The organism is Microbacterium sp. LMI13-1-1.1, assembly GCF_040815625.1.
In the GTDB taxonomy this organism is placed as follows: domain Bacteria; phylum Actinomycetota; class Actinomycetes; order Actinomycetales; family Microbacteriaceae; genus Microbacterium; species Microbacterium forte.
Genome location: NZ_JBFPNL010000001.1, coordinates 930,258 through 945,574 on the forward strand (window position 1 = coordinate 930,258; position 15,317 = coordinate 945,574).

A 15,317-nucleotide genomic window follows, 5' to 3' on the forward strand; every position below is an offset into this window, starting at 1 on the left:
AAAGAGACTAGTCCGACCTGGGACCACGGCCTGTCATGCTCTGGTGCATGGCGGGTCGCCATGGATCGATGTCATCGACCGCTGCGATCTCGGACCCGCTCGAGGAACATCTCGTGGAAGCGCGTCTCACCGTCGACCTCGGGATGAAAACTGGTGCCGAGCAGCGACCCATGCTGCACCGCGACGATCCCGCCGTCGGGCAGCGTGGCGAGCACTTCCACATCAGGACCGACCCGCTCCACGATCGGAGCGCGGATGAAGGTCGCGTGCACAGGGGGCTCGCCGAGCACCGGAACATCGAGCGACATCTCGAACGACTCCGTCTGACGCCCGAAGGCATTGCGGCGGACGGCGATGTCCATACCGCCGAACGACTGCTGCCCGTCGATGCCGTCGAGGACCTCGTCTGCGAGGAGGATCAGCCCCGCACACGTTCCATACGCGGGAAGCCCGGCGCTGATCGCGGCATGGATCGGCTCCTGCATCCCGAAGGTGCGCGAGAGCTTGTCGATCACGCTGGACTCGCCACCGGGGATCACGAGGCCGCTCACCGCGGCGAGCTCTTCGGGGCGCCGCACGAGGACGACGTCGGCACCGAGCCCGGCCAGCAGGGCGGCGTGCTCACGCACGTCGCCCTGCAGGGCCAGCACGCCGACTGTGGGTCTACCAGCCACGCTCGGCCAGGCGGTGCGGTGCGGGGAGGTCGGAGACGTTGATGCCGACCATCGCCTCGCCGAGGCCGCGCGAGACCTCCGCGATGACCTTCGCGTCATCGAAGAACGTGGTCGCCTTGACGATCGCCTTCGCGCGCTCGACGGGGTTGCCCGACTTGAAGATCCCGGAGCCGACGAACACACCGTCGGCGCCCAGCTGCATCATCATGGCGGCATCCGCAGGCGTGGCCACGCCGCCGGCGACGAAGAGCACGACGGGGAGCTTGCCCGTCTCGGCGATCTCGGCGACGAGCTCGTACGGCGCCTGCAGCTCCTTGGCGGCGACGAACAGCTCGTCCTTGGGCAGCGCGGTGAGCGCGGCGATCTCGCCGCGGATCCTGCGGATGTGCTTCATCGCCTCGGAGACATCGCCGGTGCCGGCCTCGCCCTTGGAACGGATCATGGCCGCACCCTCGTTGATCCGGCGGAGTGCCTCACCGAGGTTCGTGGCACCGCAGACGAACGGCACGTCGAAGCCGTGCTTGTCGATGTGGTTCACGTAGTCGGCAGGCGACAGCACCTCGGACTCGTCGATGTAGTCGACGCCGAGCTCCTGCAGCACCTGCGCCTCGACGAAGTGACCGATGCGGGCCTTGGCCATCACGGGGATCGAGACCGAGGCGATGATGCTGTCGATCATGTCGGGGTCGCTCATCCGCGACACTCCGCCCTGGGCGCGGATGTCGGCGGGAACCCGTTCGAGGGCCATCACGGCGACGGCGCCGGCGTCCTCGGCGATCTTCGCCTGATCTGCGGTGACGACGTCCATGATCACCCCGCCCTTGAGCATCTCGGCGAGACCGCGCTTGACGCGCGAGGATCCGGTGGTGGTCTGTTCGGTCATGAGAGCTCCTGTCGGGGAAGCACGATGTGCATGGGCGTCGAACGATGTCTCGTTTGATCTAGGCCAAACAGTAGCACTGTCCGGAACGACCTAGAATCGGAGGTGAGGACACATGAGCGACCAGATCACGGGAACCACCGCAGCGGACATCGCCGACAGCGTGCGCGGGCTGCGCGACCGCGGAGTCCTGCGTGCAGGCAGCCCTCTTCCGCCTGTCCGCGAGCTGGCGGCGACTCTCGGCGTCAACCGCAACACCGCCGTCGCCGCCTACCGACAGCTCGCCCAGGCGGGGATCGTCATCTCGCGCGGTCGCGCCGGCACGGTCATCACGGGTCTCGAGGCCGTCGCCCAGGAGGGATACGCGTCCGACACGGTGCTGCGCGACGTCGGCACCGGCAACCCCGATCCCCGGCTGATCCCCGATCCGTCGCAGGCGCTCGCCACGGTCGCCGGGCGACCCGTGCTCTACGGAGAACCCGTCATCGACCGCGGTCTCGACGAATGGGCGCGCGAGTGGATCGCCGGCGACATCGGCCACCTCGACTTCGGCATCACCGTGACCAGCGGGGCTGTCGATGCCGTGGAGCGCCTTCTCGCTCAAGCGCTGATGCGCGACGACGCCGTCGCGCTCGAGGACCCCTGCTTCCTCGCCAGCATCCACACGGTGCGCCTCGGGGGGTACCGTGCGATCCCCGTGCCCGTCGATGACCAGGGCATGACGGTCCAGGGGCTGCGTGAGGCGCTGGATGCCGGCGTCCGCGCAGTGATCTGCACTCCTCGTGCACAGAACCCGACCGGTGCGAGCCTCACTGCCGCCCGGGCCGCCGAGTTGCGCGCCGTGCTCGCTGACCACCCGTATGTGCTGATCATCGAAGACGACCATTTCTCGATGCTGTCCCATCGGCCGTACGAGTCCCTCATCGGACCCGACCACCGCCGGTTCGCCCTCGTGCGCTCGGTCTCGAAATTCCTCGGACCCGACATGTGCCTCGCGATCGCCGCGACGGACGCGACGACGGCCGAACGCCTCGCCATGCGGCTCAGCCCGGGAACCACGTGGGTCAGCCACCTGCTGCAGCGTCTCACTCTGACCCAGCTCACCGATGATGCTGTCGTCTCACGCATCGCCGAGGCCCGAGAGCATTACGCCGCGAGGAACGCGGCCTTCGCAGATCGTCTGCGGGAACAGGGACTCGACTCCCCCGCCACCGACGGACTGAGCCTGTGGGTGCGGCTGCCGAAACCGGCGAGGGTCGTCGCCGAGCGACTGATGCGACGTGGCTGGCTGGCGCGCACGGGAGACGACTTCGCCCTCGACGAGCGGGCCGAGCCCTCACACCACCTGCGCCTCACCGTTCATGACCTGTCAGAAGACGACGCGGAGACGCTCGTCGCCGACCTCGTCGCAGCCGTGCGATGAACACCCGCCGCGGGACCCTTCCCGCCCTCACTGAAAGGATCGGAGAATGAAGATCCTCTCCATCCAGTCCGCCGTCGCGTACGGCCATGTCGGAAACTCCGCCGCCGTCTTCCCTCTGCAGCGGATCGGCGTCGAGGTGCTCCCGGTCTACACGGTGAACTTCTCGAACCACACCGGCTACGGCGCCTGGCGCGGCCCGCTGATCGATCCGAACGACGTGCGTGAGGTCATCACAGGCATCGAGGAACGCGGCGTCTTCGGCGAGATCGATGCGGTGCTCAGCGGGTATCAGGGCGGCGAGGGCATCGGAGACGTGATCATCGACGCCGTCGCGCGGGTCAAGGCCGCCAACCCCGACGCCGTGTACGCGTGCGACCCGGTCATGGGCAACGCGAAGTCCGGATGCTTCGTCGCACCGGCCATCCCGATCCTCCTGCGCGAGAAGGTCGTGCCGGCTGCCGACATCATCACGCCGAACCAGTTCGAGCTCGGCTTCCTCACTGACACCGAGCCCGACACGCTGGAGTCCACTCTGACGTCGGTCGACCTGGCGATGGCGATGGGACCGCGCACGGTGCTCGTCACGAGCGTCGAGCGCCCCGACCGCGAAGAGGGCACCATCGAGATGCTCGTCGCCGACCCGACCGGCGCCTGGATCGTGCAGACGCCACGCCTGCCGATGAAGGCCAACGGCTCGGGTGACGTGACCGCGGCCCTGTTCACGGCGCACTACGTCGCGACGGGCGACGCCAAGACGGCGCTCGAGCGCACGGCATCCAGCGTGTTCGACCTGCTCGCGGCGACCCTCGAGTCCGGTGCGCGCGAACTGCAGCTCGTCGAGGCGCAGGAGTTCTACGCGAACCCGCGCATGCAGTTCACCGCGCGACAGGTGCGCTGACCCGCACTAGGCCTTCGGCCAGGCGTCTGCCACGGCCTCGCGTACCTCGCCGAGCAGCTGTGGCAGCGCCTTGGTCTTCGCGATGATCGGGAAGAAGTTGGCGTCCGACGTCCACCGCGGCACGATGTGCTGGTGCAGGTGTCCGTCGACGCCGGCGCCCGCGACGGCGCCCTGGTTCATCCCGAGGTTGAAGCCGTCGCAGCGAGACACCTCTCGGAGTACGCGCATGCCCATCTGGGTCAGCGCACCGATCTCGGCGACCTCTTCGGGCGTCGCCTGGTCGTAGGTCGCGATGTGGCGATACGGGCAGACCAGAAGGTGCCCCGAGTTGTAGGGGAACAGGTTGAGCAGCACGTAGGCCGTCTCGCCCCGTGCCACGATGAGCCGCTCGGCATCCGGGAACTTCGGAGCCTCGCAGAACGGGCACTCCTCGCGCAGCGGCTCCGGGCCCGCCTGGATGTACGCCATCCGGTGCGGGGTCCACAGCCGCTGGAACTCGTCGGGGACGCCGGCGAATTCGCCGGCGTCCTCCCACGGCTCGGAGGGCGTCGTCACGCCAGGTCCCCTGCTGTCTGCACGAGAGCGTGCGCGTCGATCGCGGCACGGATGCGAGAGACGGCGTCGGCGATCGGCACACCGTTCTCCTGCGTGCCGTCGCGATAGCGGAACGAGACGGTGCCCGCCTCGCGGTCCTTCTCCCCCGCGATCAGCAGCAGCGGAACCTTGCCGGTCGTGTGCGTGCGGATCTTCTTCTGCATCCGGTCGTCGGAGGTGTCGAGCTCAGCCCGCACTCCCTGCGTCCGGAGGGTGTCGACGACCTCGCCGAGGTAGTCGGCGAACTCGTCTGCGACGGGGATGCCGACGACCTGCACCGGCGACAGCCACACCGGGAAGTCACCGGCGTAGTGCTCGAGAAGGATCGCGAAGAACCGCTCGATCGACCCGAACAGCGCACGGTGGATCATGATCGGCCGCTTCTTCTGGCCGTCCTTGTCCATGTACTCGAGCTCGAAGCGCTCGGGCAGGTTGGGGTCGACCTGCACGGTCGACAGCTGCCAGGTGCGGCCGATCGCATCGCGGGTCTTGAGGTCGATCTTGGGGCCGTAGAAGGCGGCCTCGCCCGGAACCTCGGTGAGCTTCAGACCGGATGCCACAGCGACGCGACGCAGAGCATCGGTCGACGACTCCCAGAACTCGTCCGAACCGATCCACTTGGACTTCTCGTCGTCCTTCATCGACAGCTCGAGCTCGAAGTCGGTCAGGCCGAAGTCGCGGAGCATCGACAGGATGAACTCGAGGACCTTGGAGACCTCGCCCTCGAGCTGGTCCGGCGTCACGAAGAGGTGCGAATCGTCCTGGGTGAAGCCGCGCACGCGAGTGAGGCCGTGCAGTGCACCGGACAGCTCGTTGCGGTACACGGTGCCGTTCTCGGCGAAGCGCAGCGGCAGATCGCGGTAGCTGCGTGCCCGCTCCTTGTAGATGAGGATGTGCATCGGGCAGTTCATGGGCTTCAGGTAGTAGTCCTGGCCCTGCTTGGTGATGTTGCCCTCATCGTCGCGCTCCTCGTCCATCACGATCGGCGGGTACATCCCCTCCTTGTACGTGACGAGGTGGTTCGAGGTGAGGAAGAGGTCTTCCTTCGAGATGTGCGGGGTGTACACGTACGTGTAGCCGCCCTCGATGTGCCGCCTGCGCGCGTGCTGCTCCATCTCGCCGCGGACGATGCCACCGCGAGGGTGCCAGACCGAGAGGCCCGAGCCGATCTCCTCGGGGAACGAGAACAGGTCGAGCTCCTTGCCCAGTCGACGGTGGTCGCGCTTCGCGGCCTCCTCGAGACGGTGCTGGTACTCGCGCAGCTCGTCCTTCGACGGCCACGCCGTGCCGTAGATGCGCTGCAGCTGCGGGTTCTTCTCACTGCCGCGCCAGTAGGCGGCGGCGATGCGGGTGAGGTCCCAGCCGTTCCCGATCATGCGGGTGTTGGGCAGGTGCGGCCCGCGGCACAGGTCCTTCCAGACGACCTCGCCGTCGCGGGTCGTGTTGTCGTAGATCGTGAGTTCGCCCTCGCCGACTTCGACGGACGCGCCCTCTGCCGCCTCCTTGCCGCCCTTGAGACCGATGAGCTCCAGCTTGAAGGGCTCGTCGGCGAGCTCGGCTCGCGCCTCGTCGTCGGTGACGACACGGCGCACGAAACGCTGGCCCTCACGCACGATGCGCTGCATCTCTTTCGTGATCGCCTTGATGTCCTCGGGCGTGAACGGCGTCTCGACGCCGAAGTCGTAGTAGAAGCCGTCGGTGATGGGCGGACCGATGCCGAGGTTGGCCTGCGGGTTGATCCGCTGCACCGCCTGCGCGAGAACATGCGCCGCCGAGTGTCGGAGGATGTTGAGTCCGTCAGGGCTGTCGATCGTGACCGGCTCGACCTCGTCGGCATCCGTCACTGTCGCGGCGAGGTCCTTGAGGGTTCCGTTGACGCGCATCGCGACGACTGAACGGTCAGAGAACAGGGCGAAGCCGTCTTTCGGCTGAGCATTTTCAGGCACTGCACACTCCATCTGGGTCTGGATCTAGGCTACTCGCATGCCCGGGGCCGATTGACCGCTACAGTCCCGTCTCCGACGAGGTGTCCGCCGCCGTCGGCGCGAGGATGATGATCGCCGCGCCGACCAGCGCGATCGCGGATCCGACCCAGTCCCAGAGCGTCGGCTTGAAGCCGTCGACGATGATCCCCCACGCCAGGGATCCGGCGATGAACACGCCGCCGTACGACGCCAGCACACGCCCGAAGTTCGCGTCGGGCTGGAGCGCCGCGATGAACCCGTATGCGCCGAGGGCCATGACCCCGAGAACCGCGAACACCCAGCCTCTGTTCTCCTTCACAGCCTGCCAGATCAGCCAGGCGCCCCCGATCTCGGCGACGGCGGCGAGCACGAACAGGATGCTGATGCGCAGGACGGTCATGATCCCAGTGTGGCGCAGGGCTTGTCACGCCGGACGATGCGGATCAGGCGCCGGCCACGACGAGCCCGGTCTCGTAGGCGAGGATGACGAGCTGCGCCCTGTCGCGTGCTCCCGCCTTCGACATGATCCGGTTCACGTGGGTCTTCGCGGTGTGCGGCGAGATCGTGAGCCCCGCGGCGATGTCGTCATTCGCGAGGCCTTCGGCGACGAGCACGAGCACCTCGCGCTCGCGCGGAGTCAGGAGAGCGAGGGCGGTGGTCCATCGTGCGGCGGTGTCTGATCCGCCGCGTCGGATGGAGCGCTCGATCAGTGCACGCGTGGCCATCGACGACAGCAGGGCTTCCCCGTCGTGGACGGTGCGCACAGCCCGGACGATCTCGTCGGGTTCCGCGCCTTTGCCGATGAAGCCGCTCGCCCCCGCGCGAAGTGCGGCGACGACGTTCTCGTCCTCTTCGAACGTCGTCAGGATCAGCACTCGCGGCTGAGCCGCCGAGTCGTTCTGGACGGCTGAGTCGTTCTGAGCGCAGATGAGCGCGGTGGCGGCGATTCCGTCGAGCTCCGGCATCCTGATGTCCATCAGCACGACGTCCGGTGCGGCCGTCTTCGCCAGACGCACGGCGTCGTGTCCGTTCGATGCCTCCCCCGCGACCACGAGGCCACCGTCGATGAGGATGTCCCGCACGGCATGTCGCACGAGAGGCTGGTCGTCGACCACGAGCACCGAGACGGTCATGGCGTATCGACGCCCTCGACCGGGATCCACGCCTCCAGCGAGAAGACACCTCGATCGCTGCCGAAGTGTGCCGCTCCACGCACCGCTGCGAGCCGCTCCTGGATGCCACGGAGTCCGTTACCGGGGGCCAGCGACGCAGGTGCGACGTCTCTGGTCGGGTTCACGATCGTCAGGTGCAGGGCCGCGCTCTCGATGCGCAGCGCCACGGTGGCTGTGCCTCCGAGGCCGTGCTTGTGGGCGTTCGTGAGTGCCTCCTGCAGCACGAGATACGCCGCGTGGTCACTCGCGGGCGAGAGCACGAACCCGTCGTCCTGGCGCCGCAGATCGACTCGGAGCCCACCTCGTCGAAAACCGTCTGTCAGGGTGTCCAGCTGGGCCAGCCCGCTCTGCGGCCGGCGGTCTTCGGGGTCGTCGAGAACATCGGAGCGAAGCAGCGACATGAGGCCGCCGATGTCGCTGAGCACAGTGCGAGATGCACTGCGCACCGTGGTGAGAGCCTCCCTGGCGCGCTCCGGCCTGCTGTCGAGCGCCGACGAGGCGACACCGGCGTTCAGGCTGATCACCGCGATCTGATGCGCGACGACATCGTGGAGGTCTCGGGCGATGCGCACCCGCTCCTCAGCGACGCGTCTGCGCGCCTCGTCATCGCGGTTCCGCTCGGCGCGCTCCGCGCGCTCGATCATCGCGGCGGCGAATTCCCGCCGAGATCTGGCCGCGTCTCCGAGTGCACCGCCGAGGACGACGAGCAGGACGAACTGCAGCGCGGTCGAGTCGAGAAGATCCCCCGCAAGGGCCCAGCCGTTCGAGAGGAAGACCACCACGGCCGAGACTGCGACCGCGATCAGTCCGATGCCGCGTCCGCGTCGATCCATGGCGGAGTAGCAGCCGATCGCTGCGGCGAGGAGCGCGCTCGGTGAGATGGTGCCTGCGGCGGCAGACGCGACGGCGCACAGCAGACTGATCGCCAGCACCACGAGCGGCCAACGACGACGGAAGGGCATGACCGCAGCGGCGACGACCGCCGGCACAAAGAGGAGTCCTCGCGCGCGGAAGGTGTCGTCGGGGAACGGCAGCAGCGCGAAGATCACGATCAGTGCGACGACGACGACATCGTTCAGTCGAATCCCGACACGGGGTTCACGGGTCGTCGGCATGCATCCAGTATTTCGTGTCTCCGCGACGCCCGGATCCTCCCGCCGGATGACATCCGCATACCGCGAACGCGGTATGCGGATGTCCGTCGAGGGCTGACGCGCGGGCGTCCCGCGTTCGTCAGGCTGGAGAGCAGGCGCGCGCTCCTCCCGATCTCCGCGTGCGCCGGGAAGGCCACCGTGCGCAGATCCATCAAGAGAACCCTCGTCGTCCTGACCGCGATCGGCGGCGTTCTCGCGGTCGGTCTCACGACCACGACGATCGTGAATGCGGTAGCCACAGCCACCGAGCGCGACCGTGTCGAACCCTACGGTCAGACGGTGGTGGTGGACGGCCGCGAGATGAACGTCCTCGTCGCAGGAGAGGGCGCGACCGACATCGTGCTTCTCCCTGGCTTCGGCACGGCCTCGCCTGTGCTCGACTTCGCGCCGCTGGTGTCCGATCTGGCGGAAGATCACCGGGTGATCGTCGTCGAACCGTTCGGCTATGGTCTGAGCGACGGCACCGACACCGAGCGGACGACCGAGAACATCGTCGGCGAGATCCACGAGGCACTCCGGGTGCTGCAGGTCGACGAGTACGTGCTCATGGGGCACTCGATCGCCGGGATCTATGCGATCGAGTACGCCGAGCGATACCCGGATGAGGTGACGGCCTTCGTCGGCATCGACACGAGCGTGCCGGGGCAGCCGAACATGGACACGGAGTTCCCCGTCGGGCTGTTGGGCGCGGCGAAGAGTCTGGGCCTGGTCCGAATCATCACGAGCCTGACGGGCGATGACCTGGGCGGCCTCGACTACGACGACGACGCGCGCGAACAGATGGCGCTCCTCAGCAATCGGAACTCGCTCTCCCCCACCTATCTCGATGAGATGACGCACATCAGGACCAACTTCGCGGATGCCGCGGGCACCGGCTTTCCCGACCGACTCCCGCTCCTGCTGTTCGTGGTCGCCGACAACGCGGTCACTCCGAACTGGCTCGACCTGCACGAGCGCCAGGCCGCGGCCGTGGACGACGGAACCGTCATCCCCGTCGACGGCGAGCACTATCTGCATCACACGCACGCACCCGAGATCGCCGACGGGTTTCGCGAATGGGAGGGCGCCCGAATGCTCGGTTCCGGATGACCGGGCGTGGCGGCGCTCAGACGAACCGCATGCCGTCCGGAGCCGTCGGGGTAGCGTGAGCAGATGATCAGAGCACTGGCGCGTTGGATCCTCGCACTCGCACTCGGGGCGATAGGCATCGTCCATTTCGTGAGCACCCGGGGCTTCCGGGTCGTCGTGCCGGACTGGGCCACGAAGGCCACGCGCCTCGACAAGGACGCGATCGTGATCGCCTCGGGAGCCGCTGAGGTCGCTCTCGCCGTCGGGCTGCTCGCCCTCCCGAAGGAGAGACGCCGCATGGGCTTCGCGACTGCAGCGTTCTTCGTCGCCGTCTTCCCCGGGAACGTGCACCAGTGGCGAACCCGACGGTCGACGCCAGGTCTCGACACCGAGGCTCGTCGTTTCGGACGCCTCTTCCTCCAGCCGCTCCTGGTGCTGTGGGCTGTGTGGTCGACCGCCGAGCCCGCTCCCGCACGCAGGCGACCGGCGCGCCGTAGCCGCTGAGGTCCCGGGCGCGCAACCCCGCCCACCAGTTCGGACGCTCGGGTGAGAATGGTGCCATGGCCTCTCCCTCACTCGTCTGGCTCCGCGACGACCTTCGGCTCGCCGACAATCCGGCACTGAGGGCGGCGATCGATCGCGGCGAACCCCTGGTCATGCTGTACGTCCTCGACGAGGAGTCCCCCGGCATACGACCGCTGGGCGGTGCTGCTCGCTGGTGGCTGCACCATTCCCTCGCGTCGCTGAGCGAACGGGTGCAGGACCTCGGCGCATCGCTCATCCTCCGGCGTGGTCCGGCCGAGCGCGTCGTGCGCGAGACGGTCACCGACACCGGAGCCACAGCCGTGTTCTGGAACCGGCGCTACGGCGGTGCCGAACGTGACATCGACACGACCCTGAAGACGTCATTGCGCGACGACGGACTCGAGGTGACGTCCTTCCAGGCATCGCTGCTGCACGAGCCGTGGACGGTGAAGACCGGCAGCGGCACCCACTTCTCGGTGTTCACCCCTTTCTGGCGCGCCTGCCTCGCGCTTCCCACGCCCCGAGCGCCGCTCCCCGCACCGCGAAGCCTCGACGGAGTCGCCAGCGCGCCGGCCTCAGACGACCTCGACGACTGGAACCTGCTGCCCACCCGCCCTGACTGGGCCGGCGGACTGCGCGAGACCTGGGAGCCCGGCGAGCCCGCCGCGCGCGCCCGGCTGCGCTCCTTTCTGCACGAGGACATCGGGTCATATGACCGCGCCCGTGACGAGCCGTCGGCCGGTGCCACCTCTCTGCTTTCGCCTCGTCTCCGCTGGGGCGAGCTCAGCCCGTTCACCGTCTGGCAGGAGGCGGTCGACGCCAACGGCGCCGCAGGTTTTCTCTCGGAGCTCGGCTGGCGCGAGTTCGCCTGGCACACGACGTTCCACTCCCCCGATCTGGCGACCGTCAATCTGCGCCGTCAGTACGACGCGTTCCCGTGGCCGCCGCTCGATCCGGCGCAGCTCGAGGCGTGGCAGCATGGCGACACCGGCATCCCGCTGGTGGATGCGGGCATGCGGGAACTCTGGCACACCGGCTTCATGCACAATCGGGTGCGCATGGTCACGGCATCGTTCCTCGTGAAGAACCTGCTGATCGACTGGCGTCGCGGCGAGGAGTGGTTCTGGGACACGCTGGTCGATGCTGACGGCGCGAGCAACCCGTTCAACTGGCAGTGGGTGGCAGGGTCCGGCGCTGACGCCGCACCGTACTTCCGTGTCTTCAACCCCGAACTGCAGGCGAAGAAGTTCGACCCGAACGGTCTCTACATCTCGCAATGGGCATCGGATGCTCCGTCGGAGCCGATCGTCGATCTCGCTGCGACACGCAAGGCTGCGCTCGCTGCCTACGACGTGGTCAAGCGGTCGTCACAGCCGACCTGATCGCAGTGTGAGCGGGCAGTTGTCCCGCTCCCGTCGCGTGGACGCGGGTCGAGCTACGAAGCGGGCTGGAGGACCCTGCTCCGACGCTCATCACCGCCGAGTGAACGATCTCTTCGTCGGCTCATTCGGCGAAAGATCACCCCGACAAACAAAAAACCCCCGGAAAACCGGGGGTTTCTCTGTGCGCGATACTGGGATCGAACCAGTGACCTCTTCCGTGTCAGGGAAGCGCGCTACCGCTGCGCCAATCGCGCCCGTTCGGGCTATTCAGTTACTGAGGTGGCGACGGGATTCGAACCCGTGTAAACGGCTTTGCAGGCCGGTGCCTAGCCGCTCGGCCACGCCACCGTGTGGATTGACCCCACGTGCGGAAGGCCTTCCGAAGAAGGCCCCTGCACTTGAGCGGATGACGAGACTCGAACTCGCGACCCCAACCTTGGCAAGGTTGTGCGCTACCAACTGCGCTACATCCGCGTTGTTCCCGGTTGTTGTCCCGGGCACTTATGAAACATTAGCCGATGATCGGCGACTGTCAAAACTGAAACCGAATCTCGCGCGTGTCTCCCAGCATGGTCAACTTCGCCTCCGACCGTCGGGTAGTATCGGTTGACGTACCCCACAGGTATGGGCGATTGGCGCAGTTGGTAGCGCGCTTCCTTCACACGGAAGAGGTCATCGGTTCGAGTCCGGTATCGCCCACCACAACCCCGCACACTCAAGTGTCGCGGGGTTTTTTCGCACCCGTAGCCTGTCGCCGCCCGACACAGACCGAGCAAGCCCGCGTGCTAAGTTAGGGTCTCCTAACCACGCCGCGGGATGACAGACGGGGAGACGATGTCGCAGACCGGACAAAGCCCCACAGAGTCCGTCATCTGGCGCATCGACACGAATTCGTTCGCATTGTCGGACCACATCGAGTGGAGTGCGCACTCTCACGAAGACAGGCATGAGCTGCTCTGGGGTGCACGAGGAGGCCTGACTGCCGAGACGGATGACGGGTACTTCGCCGTCCCCGGATCGCTCGGCCTGTGGATCCCCGCCGGGGTCACCCATCGCGTGGTCGCCGCCGCGGGAACAGCCTTCCGGTGCACGTTCATCGCCGCCGACATCCCTCCCATTGCGACCAGGACGACGGCGGTCGCGATGCCCGAGGTGGTGCGTGCTGTGCTGGATCGGCTCGAAGCACCCCCCTACCTCTCCGCCGCGCCGCGCATCCACGCCGAGGAGCTGGCCCTGAGCCTCCTCGAACCCGTCGAGGTGTCGACGATCGACATCCCTCTCCCCCGCGACACGAGGACGCGACTCGTCGCCGAGGCGCTGCTCTCCGACCCTTCGGACGATCGATCGCTCGAGGACTGGGGCCGCCACGTGGGCGCCAGCGCCCGCAACCTGTCTCGCCTCTTCGTTGCCGAGACCGGCATGAGCTTCTCCACGTGGCGCACCCGCGCCCGCATGAGGCGTGCCATCGAATGGCTCGCTGCCGACCACACCGTCGCGTACGTCAGCCGACGATCGGGCTATGCGACACCGAGCGCGTTCGTCCAGGCCTTTCGACGCGAGCTCGGACGCACTCCCGGGGAGTTCGCGTCGATCAGAGGCGACGCGGCGAAGAAGTCGGCCTGAGCGCGACACGGGCTGGCACCTGGGCGACACCGAGTCGATCCATACTTGGTAAGCCAAGCCTTAGCTAACTTCTTGGCGCCTCCCGAATCCACATTGGAAGACGATCCATGCGCTCCACGCCCCTCTCTCTCGTCGCGCTCGCCGCGACCGGACTCCTGTTGACCTCCTGCGCCGGCTCGACCGCGGCCGGCGCCGCACAAGACGGCGAGACCGTCGAGCTGACCACGCCCGTAGGCGTCGAGATCGAGATCCCCGCCGAGCCTCAGTCGGCACTCGGTTTCTACACGACCGACCTCGACATCCTCATCACCCTCGGATTCGAGCTCGCCGATACCCAGCCGATCCGCGACGACTTCACGTCGTTCCCTGACTTCTTCCCGCAGGAGGAGGTCGAGGGACTCGAGACGTTCGGCAACTTCCCCGAGTTCAACCTCGAGGCCGTGCTCGAGGCGGAGCCGGACTTCATCCTCAACGGGCTCGGATATGAGGAGGACCTCGACGTCAAGCTGCAGAAGATCGCGCCCACCTACACGTACAACGCATTCGACGGCGGCGACTGGCGCGATGTGGTGGGTCAGGCTGCCTCCGACCTCGGACGCGAAGAGCAGTGGCAGGCCTGGGTCGACCAGTACGAAGAGCGCGTCGCCGATATCAGAGCCCGTCTCGACGCTGCGGACATCCACCCCGTCGTCGCCGACGTCGGCTACTTCGAGGGCCATGTCACGACATCCTGCTATGGCGTGCCCTGCCTGGTGTTCGCCGATCTCGGCCTCGAGATGCACGAGCTCATGAACGCCACCGATGAGGGTCTTCCCGCGAGCGATGACTATGCGAAGCTCAGCCCCGAGCAGGTCGGTCAGCTGGACGGCGTGGACGTCGTCTTCACGGGGGCGAACGAAGACGGGACCGTGTGGATCGAGGACGACTCAGCGCTGCAGCAGAACCAGCTCTGGCAGAACCTGCCGTTCGTCGAAGGCGGCGCCTATCACCCATACAACTACGAAATGATCTACGGCTCCCCCAGCGGCATGGACGCGTTCCTCACCGTGGTCGAGAAGGCGCTTCTCGGATGACCGTCAACCTGATCCACCGGATCGTCGTCCAGCGTGTCCGGCGGCTCAGCCCCGGCATGGTCCGCATCGTGTTCGGCGGCGATGGGCTCGACGGATTCGTCTCGACCGGGATCGGAGACGAGTACTTCCGCGTCTTCTTCCCTGCTGAAGGACAGCGCGAGCCGAACCTGCCCTTCCCGACGGCGGACGGCTACTGGGACTTCGCCGACGGAGTCGAACCCGCTCCGATGCGCACCTACACGGTGCGGCGATGGGATGCCGAAGCAGCCGAGCTGACGATCGACTTCGTCGTGCACGACGGCGGCGTCGCGGCCGCGTGGGCGCTGAACGCCCGACCGGGTGACGTCGTGGGAGTGAACACCCCGAAGGGGCTCTACGATCCGCCGGCCGAGATCGAGTGGCAGCTGCTGATCGCCGATGCCACCGGTCTTCCCGCGGCCGCGCGCCTCGCCGAGAACGCTCCGGCGGGCATCCGAACCCGGGTCGTCCTCGAGGTGTCGTCCCCCGAGGATGAGCTCGACATCAGTCCGGCCGAGGGCGTCGAGCTGCACTGGGTGCACGGCGGCAACGGCCACGCTCCGACGCGCATCGAGGAGATCCTCCGGGCGTCCGAGCTTCCGAGCGGCCCCGGCTACGTGTGGGTCGCCGGCGAGACGAAGGCGACCCGCGGGGTCCGCAAGCATCTGCGCCACGAACTCAAGCTGCCGGCAGCTGCCTACAAGGTGATCGGGTATTGGACGGAGAACGCCGAGGCGTGGCGCGAGCGCTATGAATCGCTCGATGAAGGCACCCACGCGCGCCTCATGGCGATGTGGGACGACGACACGCGCCCCGCAGAGGACATCGAGGAAGCGTACGAGGCCGAGCTCGAGAAGCTGGGCCTGTGA

The 15,317-nt window shown here is 67.3% G+C and carries 15 protein-coding genes and 4 tRNA genes; 9 read left to right on the top strand and 10 right to left on the bottom strand.

Annotation, left to right across the window (positions count from 1 at the left end):
• Positions 1–71: 71 nt before the first annotated feature.
• The gene (gene pdxT / locus MRBLMI13_RS04480) at positions 72–674 is read right to left on the bottom strand and encodes a pyridoxal 5'-phosphate synthase glutaminase subunit PdxT (RefSeq protein ID WP_367820147.1); all 603 of its coding nucleotides are present in this window, start codon (positions 672–674) and stop codon (positions 72–74) included.
• The gene (gene pdxS, locus MRBLMI13_RS04485; protein WP_367820145.1) at positions 664–1,557 is read right to left on the bottom strand and encodes a pyridoxal 5'-phosphate synthase lyase subunit PdxS; all 894 of its coding nucleotides are present in this window, start codon (positions 1,555–1,557) and stop codon (positions 664–666) included. The genes pdxT and pdxS overlap by 11 nt, the downstream gene beginning before the upstream one ends.
• A 112-nt stretch (positions 1,558–1,669) precedes the next feature.
• Here pdxS and MRBLMI13_RS04490 point away from each other — a divergent pair, with 112 nt between their 5' ends.
• Together MRBLMI13_RS04490 and pdxY are read left to right on the top strand one after the other, a co-directional pair.
• A complete protein-coding gene (locus tag MRBLMI13_RS04490) occupies positions 1,670–2,977 on the top strand; it encodes an aminotransferase class I/II-fold pyridoxal phosphate-dependent enzyme (protein WP_367820143.1) in 1,308 nt (435 codons plus the stop codon).
• Between the two features lie 46 nt (positions 2,978–3,023).
• The gene (gene pdxY / locus MRBLMI13_RS04495) at positions 3,024–3,875 is read left to right on the top strand and encodes a pyridoxal kinase PdxY (protein ID WP_042540269.1); all 852 of its coding nucleotides are present in this window, start codon (positions 3,024–3,026) and stop codon (positions 3,873–3,875) included.
• 6 nt (positions 3,876–3,881) lie between these two features.
• On the opposite strand, the gene MRBLMI13_RS04500 is transcribed toward pdxY, so the two are convergent.
• From MRBLMI13_RS04500 to MRBLMI13_RS04520, 5 genes are all read right to left on the bottom strand, one after another.
• Entirely contained in the window at positions 3,882–4,430 is a 549-nt protein-coding gene (locus tag MRBLMI13_RS04500) for an HIT family protein (protein WP_056376973.1), read from the bottom strand.
• A complete protein-coding gene (thrS, locus tag MRBLMI13_RS04505; protein WP_309694298.1) occupies positions 4,427–6,352 on the bottom strand; it encodes a threonine--tRNA ligase in 1,926 nt (641 codons plus the stop codon). The genes MRBLMI13_RS04500 and thrS overlap by 4 nt, the downstream gene beginning before the upstream one ends.
• A 121-nt stretch (positions 6,353–6,473) precedes the next feature.
• A complete protein-coding gene (locus MRBLMI13_RS04510; RefSeq protein ID WP_042540263.1) occupies positions 6,474–6,833 on the bottom strand; it encodes a YnfA family protein in 360 nt (119 codons plus the stop codon).
• A 43-nt stretch (positions 6,834–6,876) separates the two neighbouring features.
• The gene (locus MRBLMI13_RS04515) at positions 6,877–7,566 is read right to left on the bottom strand and encodes a response regulator transcription factor (protein WP_367820138.1); all 690 of its coding nucleotides are present in this window, start codon (positions 7,564–7,566) and stop codon (positions 6,877–6,879) included.
• Positions 7,563–8,720, bottom strand: coding sequence for a sensor histidine kinase (locus MRBLMI13_RS04520; protein WP_367820136.1), 1,158 nt, complete (start codon positions 8,718–8,720; stop codon positions 7,563–7,565). The genes MRBLMI13_RS04515 and MRBLMI13_RS04520 overlap by 4 nt, the downstream gene beginning before the upstream one ends.
• A 177-nt stretch (positions 8,721–8,897) precedes the next feature.
• On the opposite strand from MRBLMI13_RS04520, the gene MRBLMI13_RS04525 reads away from it, so the two are divergent.
• From MRBLMI13_RS04525 to MRBLMI13_RS04535, 3 genes are all read left to right on the top strand, one after another.
• On the top strand, positions 8,898–9,848 hold the full coding sequence (locus tag MRBLMI13_RS04525) for an alpha/beta hydrolase (protein WP_367820134.1): 951 nt from the start codon (positions 8,898–8,900) through the stop codon (positions 9,846–9,848).
• A gap of 63 nt (positions 9,849–9,911) precedes the next feature.
• On the top strand, positions 9,912–10,331 hold the full coding sequence (locus MRBLMI13_RS04530) for a DoxX family protein (protein WP_052492931.1): 420 nt from the start codon (positions 9,912–9,914) through the stop codon (positions 10,329–10,331).
• Between the two features lie 56 nt (positions 10,332–10,387).
• Positions 10,388–11,734, top strand: a complete 1,347-nt coding sequence (locus MRBLMI13_RS04535) for a cryptochrome/photolyase family protein (protein WP_367820131.1) — start codon at positions 10,388–10,390, stop codon at positions 11,732–11,734.
• A 182-nt stretch (positions 11,735–11,916) separates the two neighbouring features.
• Here MRBLMI13_RS04535 and MRBLMI13_RS04540 read toward each other — a convergent pair.
• The 3 genes from MRBLMI13_RS04540 to MRBLMI13_RS04550 all read right to left on the bottom strand — a co-directional run bounded on the left by MRBLMI13_RS04540 (position 11,917) and on the right by MRBLMI13_RS04550 (position 12,208).
• Positions 11,917–11,988 (bottom strand) — tRNA-Val (locus tag MRBLMI13_RS04540).
• Between the two features lie 23 nt (positions 11,989–12,011).
• A tRNA-Cys gene (locus tag MRBLMI13_RS04545) sits at positions 12,012–12,082 on the bottom strand.
• A gap of 53 nt (positions 12,083–12,135) precedes the next feature.
• A tRNA-Gly gene (locus MRBLMI13_RS04550) sits at positions 12,136–12,208 on the bottom strand.
• A 152-nt stretch (positions 12,209–12,360) separates the two neighbouring features.
• Between MRBLMI13_RS04550 and MRBLMI13_RS04555 the strand changes: the two genes are divergently transcribed.
• The 4 genes from MRBLMI13_RS04555 to MRBLMI13_RS04570 all read left to right on the top strand — a co-directional run bounded on the left by MRBLMI13_RS04555 (position 12,361) and on the right by MRBLMI13_RS04570 (position 15,317).
• Positions 12,361–12,436 (top strand) — tRNA-Val (locus tag MRBLMI13_RS04555).
• Positions 12,437–12,568: 132 nt separating this feature from the next.
• Positions 12,569–13,357, top strand: coding sequence for a helix-turn-helix domain-containing protein (locus MRBLMI13_RS04560; RefSeq protein WP_367824962.1), 789 nt, complete (start codon positions 12,569–12,571; stop codon positions 13,355–13,357).
• Positions 13,358–13,464: 107 nt separating this feature from the next.
• Complete coding sequence (locus MRBLMI13_RS04565) at positions 13,465–14,430, top strand: ABC transporter substrate-binding protein (RefSeq protein ID WP_367820129.1); 966 nt, start codon at positions 13,465–13,467, stop codon at positions 14,428–14,430.
• On the top strand, positions 14,427–15,317 hold the full coding sequence (locus MRBLMI13_RS04570; protein ID WP_367820127.1) for a siderophore-interacting protein: 891 nt from the start codon (positions 14,427–14,429) through the stop codon (positions 15,315–15,317). The genes MRBLMI13_RS04565 and MRBLMI13_RS04570 overlap by 4 nt, the downstream gene beginning before the upstream one ends.

Excerpts from the sequence above, each read along its gene's own strand:
- pdxS (WP_367820145.1), bottom strand. The coding sequence starts at position 1,557 with ATGACCGAACAGACCACCACCGGATCCTCGCGCGTCAAGCGCGGTCTC.
- MRBLMI13_RS04490 (WP_367820143.1), top strand. The coding sequence starts at position 1,670 with ATGAGCGACCAGATCACGGGAACCACCGCAGCGGACATCGCCGACAGC.
- pdxY (WP_042540269.1), top strand. The coding sequence starts at position 3,024 with ATGAAGATCCTCTCCATCCAGTCCGCCGTCGCGTACGGCCATGTCGGA.
- thrS (WP_309694298.1), bottom strand. The coding sequence starts at position 6,352 with ATGCGCGTCAACGGAACCCTCAAGGACCTCGCCGCGACAGTGACGGAT.
- MRBLMI13_RS04510 (WP_042540263.1), bottom strand. The coding sequence starts at position 6,833 with ATGACCGTCCTGCGCATCAGCATCCTGTTCGTGCTCGCCGCCGTCGCC.
- MRBLMI13_RS04515 (WP_367820138.1), bottom strand. The coding sequence starts at position 7,566 with ATGACCGTCTCGGTGCTCGTGGTCGACGACCAGCCTCTCGTGCGACAT.
- MRBLMI13_RS04520 (WP_367820136.1), bottom strand. The coding sequence starts at position 8,720 with ATGCCGACGACCCGTGAACCCCGTGTCGGGATTCGACTGAACGATGTC.
- MRBLMI13_RS04530 (WP_052492931.1), top strand. The coding sequence starts at position 9,912 with ATGATCAGAGCACTGGCGCGTTGGATCCTCGCACTCGCACTCGGGGCG.
- MRBLMI13_RS04535 (WP_367820131.1), top strand. The coding sequence starts at position 10,388 with ATGGCCTCTCCCTCACTCGTCTGGCTCCGCGACGACCTTCGGCTCGCC.
- MRBLMI13_RS04560 (WP_367824962.1), top strand. The coding sequence starts at position 12,569 with ATGTCGCAGACCGGACAAAGCCCCACAGAGTCCGTCATCTGGCGCATC.
- MRBLMI13_RS04565 (WP_367820129.1), top strand. The coding sequence starts at position 13,465 with ATGCGCTCCACGCCCCTCTCTCTCGTCGCGCTCGCCGCGACCGGACTC.
- MRBLMI13_RS04570 (WP_367820127.1), top strand. The coding sequence starts at position 14,427 with ATGACCGTCAACCTGATCCACCGGATCGTCGTCCAGCGTGTCCGGCGG.